This is a genomic window from Mycobacterium asiaticum, assembly GCF_001668675.1.
GTDB classification, from domain to species: domain Bacteria; phylum Actinomycetota; class Actinomycetes; order Mycobacteriales; family Mycobacteriaceae; genus Mycobacterium; species Mycobacterium asiaticum_D.
Map to the genome: position 1 here is coordinate 1 of NZ_LZKQ01000293.1, position 10,155 is coordinate 10,155.

9 protein-coding genes are annotated in these 10,155 nt (G+C 65.0%); 8 read left to right on the top strand and 1 reads right to left on the bottom strand.

Annotated elements, in window-relative coordinates:
• The 3 genes from A9X01_RS24440 to A9X01_RS24450 form a co-directional block, all read left to right on the top strand.
• Positions 1–1,572: PPE family protein (locus A9X01_RS24440; protein ID WP_155772261.1), on the top strand; the 1,572-nt coding region annotated here is incomplete at its 5' end.
• Positions 1,573–1,805: 233 nt separating this feature from the next.
• Complete coding sequence (locus A9X01_RS24445) at positions 1,806–2,984, top strand: PPE family protein (RefSeq protein ID WP_065123199.1); 1,179 nt, start codon at positions 1,806–1,808, stop codon at positions 2,982–2,984.
• Between the two features lie 267 nt (positions 2,985–3,251).
• Positions 3,252–4,436, top strand: coding sequence for a PPE family protein (locus A9X01_RS24450; protein ID WP_065123200.1), 1,185 nt, complete (start codon positions 3,252–3,254; stop codon positions 4,434–4,436).
• Between the two features lie 18 nt (positions 4,437–4,454).
• On the opposite strand, the gene A9X01_RS24455 is transcribed toward A9X01_RS24450, so the two are convergent.
• Positions 4,455–5,150: a GAP family protein gene (locus tag A9X01_RS24455; RefSeq protein WP_155772262.1), complete on the bottom strand. Its 696-nt coding sequence runs from the start codon at positions 5,148–5,150 to the stop codon at positions 4,455–4,457.
• A gap of 487 nt (positions 5,151–5,637) precedes the next feature.
• Between A9X01_RS24455 and A9X01_RS24460 the strand changes: the two genes are divergently transcribed.
• The 5 genes from A9X01_RS24460 to A9X01_RS24475 form a co-directional block, all read left to right on the top strand.
• The gene (locus A9X01_RS24460; protein WP_065036522.1) at positions 5,638–7,173 is read left to right on the top strand and encodes a phospholipase C; all 1,536 of its coding nucleotides are present in this window, start codon (positions 5,638–5,640) and stop codon (positions 7,171–7,173) included.
• A 173-nt stretch (positions 7,174–7,346) separates the two neighbouring features.
• On the top strand, positions 7,347–8,888 hold the full coding sequence (locus A9X01_RS24465; RefSeq protein ID WP_065123201.1) for a phospholipase C: 1,542 nt from the start codon (positions 7,347–7,349) through the stop codon (positions 8,886–8,888).
• 287 nt (positions 8,889–9,175) lie between these two features.
• Positions 9,176–9,514 (top strand): hypothetical protein, encoded by a 339-nt coding sequence (locus A9X01_RS31630; RefSeq protein WP_253849372.1) that lies wholly within the window; start codon positions 9,176–9,178, stop codon positions 9,512–9,514.
• Between the two features lie 131 nt (positions 9,515–9,645).
• Positions 9,646–9,942 (top strand): WXG100 family type VII secretion target, encoded by a 297-nt coding sequence (locus A9X01_RS24470; protein WP_065036524.1) that lies wholly within the window; start codon positions 9,646–9,648, stop codon positions 9,940–9,942.
• Positions 9,943–10,003: 61 nt separating this feature from the next.
• On the top strand, positions 10,004–10,155 hold a 152-nt coding region (locus A9X01_RS24475; protein WP_216638939.1), incomplete at its 3' end, for a WXG100 family type VII secretion target.

Below are 10,155 nucleotides of genomic sequence, written 5' to 3' on the forward strand. Positions count from 1 at the left end.
GTCTGGCAAGGCCCGGCGGCGGCGGCGATGGCCGGTTCGGCCGCTCCGTACGTGGGATGGCTGTCCGCGGCGGCGGCGGGTGCTGCGCAGGCGGCGGGGCAGGCGCGGGCGGTGGCGGGGGCGTTTGAGGCGGCGCGGGCGGCGACGGTGCATCCGGTGGCGGTGGCGGCGAATCGGAATGTGTTTGTGCAGTTGGTGTTGTCGAATGTGTTTGGTCAGAATGCGCCGGCTATTGCTGCTGCTGAGGGTGTGTATGAGCAGATGTGGGCTGCTGATGTAGCGGCGATGGTGGGGTATCACGGTGGGGTGTCGGCGGCGGCTGCGGCGTTGTCGTCGTGGCAGGGGACGCTGGCCGGCCTACCGGGGCTGCCCGCGGCGGCCGCTCAGGCCGTCGCCGCCGTACCGGCCCAGCTGCAGGGAATCAACCTGGGGCTTGGGAATATCGGCTCCCTCAACATCGGCAGCGGCAACATCGGTGAGACGAACCTGGGCAGCGGCAACACCGGAAACGCGAACCTGGGCAGCGGCAATTCCGGCAGCCAGAACCTGGGCAGCGGAAATATCGGTAGCACCAACATCGGTAGCGGCAATATCGGCAACACCAACGTGGGCAGCGGGAATATCGGCAGCAGCAACTTCGGCAGCGGAAACAGCGGCAGCTCGAACGTCGGCGGCGGGAATGCCGGGAGCGGCAACATCGGCTTCGGCAACACCGGCTCGGGCAACTTCGGCTTCGGCAACACCGGCAACAACAACATCGGCTTCGGTCTCACCGGTGACAACCAATTCGGCTTCGGCCCTTTGAATTCCGGCAGCGGGAACATCGGCCTCGGCAACTCCGGCACCGGAAACGTCGGCTTCTTCAACTCGGGTACCGGCAACATCGGGATCGGCAACTCCGGGGTGGGCAACTTCGGTTTCGGTAACGCCGGCAACACCAACACCGGATTCTGGAACGCCGGCAACACCAACACCGGGGCCGCGAACGCCGGATCCGGCAACTTCGGCTTCTTCGACTCCGGCAGCTTCAACGCGGGCAGCTTCAATTCCGGCGACTCGAACACCAGTTTCGGCAATGCCGGCAACGTCAACAGCGGTTTTTTGAACGGCGGCGACGTCAACTCCGGCTTCGGCAACTCGGGCAACGTCAATACCGGATTCGCAAACGCGGGCAATGCCAACACCGGAGCCTTCAACACCGGCAATCTCAACACCGGATTCTTCAGTACGGTAACCCAGTCGGGCCCGAACTCCGGATTCGGCAATGTGGGCACCGGCAACTCCGGCTTCGGGCACAACGATCCGTCAAGTAGTGGCAACTCCGGCATACAGAACGTGGGCTTCGGCAATTCCGGCTACGTGAACACCAGCACCACGCTGCTTCTGGGTGGCAACTCGGGGATGCTCAACACCGGTTACGGAAACGCGGGCATCTACAACGCGGCTGTCCAGAATGCGGGCTTCTTCATTGCCGGAATCATGTCCTCAGGCATTCTTACTTCCGGAATCGGAAGTTCTGGTCTGTTTGTCTCAGGGAACGCGCTCTCCGGAATATTCAAGGGTTTCTTCTGACGCCGAAAGCGACGCGTTTCGGCAAGGCTTTCTGTCCAATGAATTGACAAGGACTGGAACGGATGCTCCATCGTGCATGGGTTTCGGGTCCCGGCGGCACCCAATCCCTACGAAAGATTCGGTGAAACTACAGCTTTTGCCTGTGATTTGGCTTACGATCCAGCCATGGGTTGCTGTGTGCGTCGGAGCAACCCAGGTTGGGTTTGCGACAGCTGGCAGGGTTGGGAGTTCTGATGATTCTGGATTTTGCGTGGTTGCCGCCGGAGATCAACTCCGCGCGGATCTTCGCCGGGGCGGGGTCCGGACCGTTGCACGCGGCGGCGGCGGCTTGGGAAAGCCTGGCCGCGGACCTGGCCGCGTCGGCATCTTCGTTTGATTCGGTGATCGTCGGATTAGCCAGTGGACCTTGGGCGGGGCCGGCGTCGGCGTCGATGGCTGCCGCGGCGACGCCGTATGTCGGGTGGTTGAGCGACGCGGCGGCGCAGGCGCAGCTGGCGGCGGGTCAGGCTCGCGCCGCGGCGACCGCGTTCGAGACGGCGCTGACGGCAACCGTGCATCCGGCAGCGGTGACGGCCAACCGGGTGTCGCTGGCGACGTTGATCGCGACGAACTTCCTCGGTCTGAACACGCCGGCGATTTTCGCCAACGAATTCGACTACCTCGAGATGTGGGCCCAGGACGTCGCCGCGATGATCGGCTACCAGGGCGGTGCGACCGCGGTCGCCGCGAGCTTGCCGCCGTTCAGTCTCCCGCCGGTGAACCTCGCGGGATTCGCGGCCGGCGCCGGGGCACAGGTCGCCGCCCTGGCCACGTCGGCCTCGGCCGCGGTGAGTCCGATGGTGCAGGGTGCGCTGTCAACGGCGCCGGCCTTGGTGGCGGGTGTGCAGTCGTTGGCGTCCGGTGCGCCGGTGCAGGCGGTCATGTCGGCGGTTCAGATGGGTGCGATGCCGGCCAGCATGCTGATGGGTCCTTTGATGCAATTGGGTTCGACGGCCAATGCGGGCGTCGGGGCGGCGGGACTGGCCGGCGCGACCGCAGCCGACGTGCCGAAGTTCGTCGGCGACATCGCGCCGGCGGCCAAGGGCTTGGGTGGCGCGGCCGGCCTGGGTGCCGGCATGGCGGGCGATATGGGCAAGGCGCATCTGGTCGGCGCCATGTCGGTGCCTCCCACCTGGCAGGGCTCGGTGCCCAAGGGAATGGCCAGCGGGGCGATGAGCGGGCTGGGCGGCATGCCGAGCGCGGCCTCGTTGGCGCAAGGTGCTCCCGCCGGCGGTATGGGAATGATGCCGATGCCGATGGGGATGGGCGGGGCAGGCGCCGGCATGCCCGGCGGCATGATGGGGCGCGGCGGCGCGGGCGCGCACGTGGTGCAGAACCGCCCGAGCGTGATCCCGCGTACCGGCGTGGGATAGCCACGTCGGGTTCGGTCCGCGCAGCGTAGATCCGGCCATTGCTGGCCAAGGATGCGCGCAATTGCTGCACGGACCTCGCCGGGAACGGAATATACTGATCGAGTAACCAACTCGATCCTCGGCGCGAATACCTAGTATCGGGATTTTGGTTAAAAGTCAGACTTTTGGTGTGGATTGATTTACGATCCGGCCTCGGGCCGTTTGTTTTCGGGCCGAGTGGTTAGAGCACGTTGGTGCCGTTGATGCGGCTGGCTGGTTGGGGATGCGATGATTTTGGACTTTGCGTGGTTGCCGCCGGAGATCAACTCGGCCCGGATCTTTGCCGGTGACGGTGCGGGCACTTTGCACGCGGCGGCGACCGCATGGGAAAGCCTGGCGGCCGAGCTGACAGCCGCGGCGTCGTCGTTCGACTCGGTGATCGTCGGCTTGGCCAGTGGACCTTGGGCGGGGCCGGCGTCGGCGTCGATGGCTGCGGCGGCGACTCCCTACGTCGGCTGGATGACCGACGCGGCGACACAGGCGCAGCTGGCGGCGGGTCAGGCCCGTGCGGCGGCCAGTGCATTCGAGACGGCCCTGACGGCGACCGTGCACCCCGCAGTGGTGACGGCGAACCGGGTGTCGCTGGCGACGCTGATCGCGACCAACTTCCTCGGGCTGAATACGCCGGCGATCTTCGCCAACGAATTCGACTACGTCGAGATGTGGGCCCAGGACGTCGCCGCGATGATCGGCTACCACGGCGGCGCGACCGCGGTCGCCGCGTCCATTACGCCGTTTGCCGTGCCGCCGCTTGACCTGGCCGGTTTGGCGGCGGGCGTCGGGGTCCAGGCCGCCGGATTGGCGACGTCGGCGTCGGCCGCCGTGAGCCCGCTTGTTCAGGGTGCGACCGTAGCCGCGCCGGCCTTGGTGGCGGGTGTGCAGTCGCTGGCGACCGGGGCACCGGTGCAGGCGATCATGTCGGCGGCCCAGATGGGCGCGATGCCGGCCAGCATGCTGATGGGCCCGTTGATGCAACTCGGTTCGACGGCCAATGCGGGCGCCGGCGCTGCAGGACTAGCCGGTGCGACGGCGGCCGATTTGCCGAAGTTCGTCGGCGACATCGCTCCGGCGGCCAAGGGCCTTGGTGGTGTCGGTGGCCTCGGCGCCGGCATGGCGGGCGATCTCGGCAAGGCGCATCTGGTCGGTGCCATGTCAGTGCCCCCCACCTGGCAGGGCTCGATACCGAAGGGGATGACCAGCGCCGCCATGTCGGGTTTGGGTGTCAACGCCGCGGAGATGGCGCAAGCCGCCGGGGCTGCCGGTGCCGGCGGCGGTATGCCGATGATGCCGATGCCGATGGGCATGGGCGGTGCCGGTGGCGGCATGCCCGGCGGCATGATGGGCCGCGGCGGCGCGAGTCCGCACGTGGTGCAGAACCGGCCGAGCGTGATTCCGCGTTCCGGCGTCGGATAAATCCGACTCCGAGCCGATTCAGGCGTGGCCGATCCCGCGCGTCATCAAAACCACGCCCAGCAAGCCGATCACGACGGCGAAGAGATGCTGCCGGCGGGCACTGGCCCAGCCGTTGATCGCAGCCATGATGCGGTCAGTCTTCGCCGGAGCAGCCAGTCGGCTGAGTAGCGGAAGTTCGACGAAGCTCAGCGCAATCAGGATGTAGATGCCCGACGCGACAATCTGCGCGACGGTCGCGACGCCCGACGCCACGATGGCGGTCAAGGCCGCCAGTAACCGGAAATCGACCAGCATCCCCACTCCGAGCGCGAAGCTTGCCCCGACCGGCTTGGCCTGCAGCGCACCCTCAACCCGTGACAGCAATCGGGACGGCGGTGCACCTCCGCCGGGCATCCCCACCCGCATGCGCTGCCGCGGCGAGAGCCCCACAGCGATCGCGGCGACGACCAGTGCCAGCGCACCCATCGCGATCTGCACATGTCCGGCGGCCGAAGTGGCCGCGGCGGCCTGCACCCGATGCACCGCCGCGAGCGTGGCGTTGCGCAGGCCGAACAGCACACCGGCAGCAACTCCTGCGCTTATCGCCATGCCGCCGAGCCAGAATGCGATGAGCGGTCGCAGCGACTGCGCCCGCGCCGACAATGCCACGCTGACGCCGATCCGGACCGGGTCTGCGGTCGCCACAAGAGCTAACACCAGCACCGTGCACCACATGGGTCGGGACGCTACAACCGCAGGCGGGTAAAGCGGAACCCATTCGCCGCACCGAATTTCCGATCACAGCCCGGTAACCCGAGCTGTTCCACGTCCCTAATGCCCCACTAAGAATCGCGGCGTATCCCGCCGGGCCTTCATTGGCGGTTCGACCGCGGCTGACCTCGTGCAATCCGGCACGAAACAGCGAGGAGCGCAGGATGCGAAAAAGCCGTATGAGGAATCCATTAGGAATGTGGGATTCAATAAATTTTTCCGCTGCACTCGATATTCGGCCGCGTATTGCGCCCTGGCGGTCTGCGGGCGGCTGCAAGTCCTGACCTTCGATGCGCCGATACTCGCGGGAACTGCCGCAGACTTTGCTACGGGTCGTAATCAGCATGCGACACGCCGGTTCGCGTATCGCGGTTGTCCAGCTTCGTAACTATACCGTGATCTGAAATTGCGCAGGAAGGCAGAGGCAGTGATCGAAAACCCCTTACGGGGAATGTCGCGTCGGGAGTTTATGGCAAAGCTCACCGGCGCCGGCGCGGCAGCGTTGCTGACCGACTTCGCTGCCCCAGTCATCGAAAAGGCCTACGGCGCGGGCCCGTGTTCCGGGCATTTGACCGACATTGAACACATTGTGTTGTTGATGCAGGAGAACCGGTCATTCGACCATTACTTTGGCACGCTTTCCGGAACCCGGGGCTTCAATGACCCGTCACCCGCTTTCAGCCAAAAGGGGTGGAACCCCGCAAGTCAATCGCTGGACCCGGCCGGGATCACCATGCCGTTCCGCCTCGACACGACGCGTGGGCCCCTGCTGGACGGCGAGTGCGTCAACGACCCCGAGCACCAGTGGGCCGCCATGCACCATTCCTGGAACGGCGGCGCCAACGACAACTGGCTGCCGGCGCAGGCCGAGACCCGCACGGGCCCTTATGTCCCGATGACGATGGGTTACTACACCCGCAAAGACATCCCGATCCACTACCTGCTGGCCGACACGTTCACAATGTGCGACGGCTACCACTGCTCGCTGCTCACCGGCACACTGCCCAACCGGCTGTACTGGTTGAGTGCCTGGAACGACCCGGCCGGCGTCGCCGGCGGCCCTCAACTCGTCGAGCCCGGCTTCCTACCCCTGCATCAGTACAGCTGGACCATCATGCCGGAGAACCTCGAGCAGGCAGGGGTCAGCTGGAAGGTCTATCAGAACAAGGACGCCGGGCGATTCATCAATACGCCCATCAGCAACAACGGACTGGTGCAGGCGTTCAAGCAGTCCGGTGACCCACGGTCGAATCTGGCCCGCTACGGCATCGCGCCCAGCTATCCGATGGACTTCGCCGCCGACGTCAAAGCCAACCGGCTGCCCAAGGTCTCCTGGCTCGTCCCGAATTTCATCCAGTCGGAACATCCGGCCCTGCCGGTCGCGCTCGGGGCGGTGGCCATGGTGACGGCCTTGCGAATCCTGCTGTCCAACCCCGCGGTGTGGGAGAAGACCGCGCTGATCATCAGCTATGACGAAAATGGCGGGTTCTTCGACCACGTCGTCCCGCCGACCGCGCCGCCCGGCACCCCCGGCGAATGGGTCACGGTGCCCGACATCAACCAGGTCGCCGGATCCGGTGGTATTCGCGGTCCGCTGGGTTTGGGCTTTCGCGTCCCGTGCCTGGTCATCTCGCCGTGGAGTCGCGGCGGCCTGATGGCGCACGAGACCTTCGACCACACCTCTCAACTGAAACTGATCCGCGCCCGGTTCGGTGTGCCCGTCCCCAACTTGACCGCCTGGCGCGACAGTGTGGTGGGGGACATGACTTCGACATTCAATTTCGGGACGCCACCCAATCCGTCAAAGCCGCACCTGAGCCACCCGTTGTTGGCGGCCGTGCCGAAGTTGCCGCAATGCATCCCGAACGTTGTGCTGGGCACCACCGACGGCGTGCTGCCGGCGATTCCCTACCGGGTGCCGTTTCCGCAGAGCATGCCGACTCAGGAAACTCAGCCGGTCCGCGGAATTCCCAGCGGTCTCTGCTGAGCAAACAAAACACCGCTACAACCACCAATTAATCGGGACCAGGCCCTAAAAAGCCGTCCACGACACGCCGGTTCGCGTATCGGTACCCAACGGAACCGCAGCTATACCGTGAGCGCGAAACGGCGCAAAAAGCCCAAGGAGGGCGCGTGGGAAGCGAACACCCTGTCGACGGAATGACCCGTCGGCAATTTTTGGCGAAAGCAGCCGCAGCTTCCACCGCCGGCGCGTTCCTGGATTTGGCCGGACCCATTATCGAAAAGGCCTATGGCGCCGGTCCCTGCAGCGGCCATTTGACCGACATCGAACACATTGTGTTGTTGATGCAAGAGAACCGGTCTTTCGACCACTATTTCGGGACGTTGTCCGGTACCCGCGGTTTCCAGGACCCGAACGCGCTGCCCGGCGTCTTCGCGCAAAAAGGGTGGAACCCGGCGACCCAGGCCAACGACGCCGCCGGAACCACGCTGCCGTTCCGCTTCGACACGACGCGCGGACCGCTGGTGGCCGGCGAATGCGTCAATGACCCCGACCACAGCTGGACCGGCATGCATCAGGCCTGGAACGGCGGCGCCAACGACGGCTGGTTGCCGGCTCAAGCGGCGCACAGCACGCTGCAGGGCAACACGCCGGTCACGATGGGCTACTACACCCGCGCCGACCTTCCCATTCACCACCTGCTTGCCGATACCTTCACGATCTGCGACGGGTACCACAGTTCCCTGCTCGGTGGCACCACACCCAACCGGCTGTACTGGATGAGCGCCTGGATCGACCCGGACGGCACCCACGGCGGCCCGGTCCTGGTCGAGCCGAACATCCAGCCGCTGCAGCACTACAGCTGGGCCACCATGCCGGACCAGCTCGAGGCCGCGGCCATCAGTTGGAAGATCTACCAAAACAAGTTGTTGGGGCCGCTGAACAATACGGTCGTCGGCTACAACGGATTGATCAACGACTTCAAGCAGGCGGCGGACCCGCGGTCGAATCTGGCCCGGTTTGGGATCGCCCCCAGCTACCCGTTCGACTTTGCCGCCGATGTCAGGAACAACAGGCTGCCCCAGGTCTCGTGGCTGCTGCCCGGCTTCCTGCTTTCGGAGCATCCCGCATTCCCGGTCTCGATCGGGGCGGTGGGCATCGTCGACGCGATACGGATCCTGCTGTCCAACCCGGCGGTGTGGGAGAAGACGGCGCTGATCGTCAACTATGACGAGAACGGCGGTTTCTTCGACCACGTCGTGCCGCCCACGGCACCGCCGGGCACACCCGGCGAGTACGTCACCGTCGCGGACATCAACTCGGTGGACGGCTCCGGGGGCATCCGCGGCCCGATAGGCCTGGGGTTCCGGGTGCCGTGTTTTGTCATCTCGCCGTACAGTCGCGGGCCGCTGATGGTCCACGACACTTTCGACCACACCTCGACGCTGAAGTTGATCAGCAAACGCTTCAACGTTCCGGTGCCCAACCTCACTGCGTGGCGCAACAGCGTCGTGGGCGACATGACGTCGACTTTCAATTTCGCCGTTCCGCCGAACCCGTCGAAACCGAACCTGGACCACCCGCGCTTGGCGGCGCTGCCGAAACTGCCGCAGTGCGTCCCGAACGCGGTACTGGGGACCACCACGAAAACGTCTATTCCCTACCGGGTGCCTTTTCCGCAGTCCATGCCGACCCAGGAAACGCAACCCGCGCGCGGCATTCCCAGCGGCCTCTGCTGACCGGCGGTTGCTGACCGCGCGTGGTAGCGGAAGCCGCTGCTGGTCAACCCCTTTCGGGCCGCCCGGGGAGCGGCCAGGGGTGGGCCGGCCGCGTTGGGCTCAGGCAGATGCGAACCGGTTGACGGGGCGCCACCTGAGGCAATCGCCTCAAAGTGGGCGATCCCGGAAGGGAAATTCGCAAAATAGGCGACTTTGAGCCGACTTTTGTCTTAGGATTCAGAGGCTCGGTGGTGTGGTACTCGCCATTGAGTGATGATGTATTGAGATCGGCCCTGAAAGGAGACAACGTGCTATTGCCTCTTGGTCCGCCCTTACCGCCCGACTCAGTCGCGGCGAAGCGGGGTGAGTCGGGCATGCTTGGCGGGTTGTCTGTTCCGCTCAGTTGGGGTACTGCCGTCCCACCGGACGAGTACGACCACTGGGCTAAGGACTCCGAATCAGGAGCCGAGGAAGTCGTCGCCGTGCCGGGTGCGTTAGACCCGGAGCCAGTCGAAACGGTTGCCACAGGCACGGATGAGTGGGGCGAATGGGCGGAATGGAATGAGTGGGAGGCCGAGAATGCCGAACCTCAGTTCCAGATGCCCCGTCCCAGTAGCGTGGTTCCACATTCTCCGGCGGCCGGTTGATCAAGAGAGGGGGACGACTGTCGTTGCTAACGGGTGATCGTCGGTTCGGTATCCCTCCAACCGGCAGTCACAACAGTCAAACTGCCTGAACAACACAGGCAACTAGGTCGAAAAACAAGGAGACAGCCAAAATGGCAACACGTTTTATGACAGACCCGCACGCAATGCGGGACATGGCGGGCCGCTTCGAAGTGCACGCCCAGACCGTCGAAGACGAGGCTCGTCGCATGTGGGCGTCCTCGCAGAACATCGCCGGTGCGGGCTGGAGCGGTATGGCCCAGGCCACCTCGCTGGACACCATGGGACAGATGAACCAGGCGTTCCGCAACATTGTGAACATGTTGCATGGGGTTCGTGACGGACTGATCCGTGACGCGAACAACTACGAGCAGCAAGAGCAGGCTTCGCAGCAGATCCTCTCCAGCTAACTCGTCCGCGGCGAAAGCCGCTGTATCCCATAAACATTCACAAACAAGGAGCACAGGTTCAATGACCATTAATTACCAGTTCGGTGACGTCGACGCGCACGGCGCGCTCATCCGCGCCCAGGCCGCCAACTTGGAGGCCGAGCACCAGGCCATCGTTCGCGATGTGCTGGCTGCCGGTGACTTCTGGGGCGGCGCCGGTTCGGTGGCTTGCCA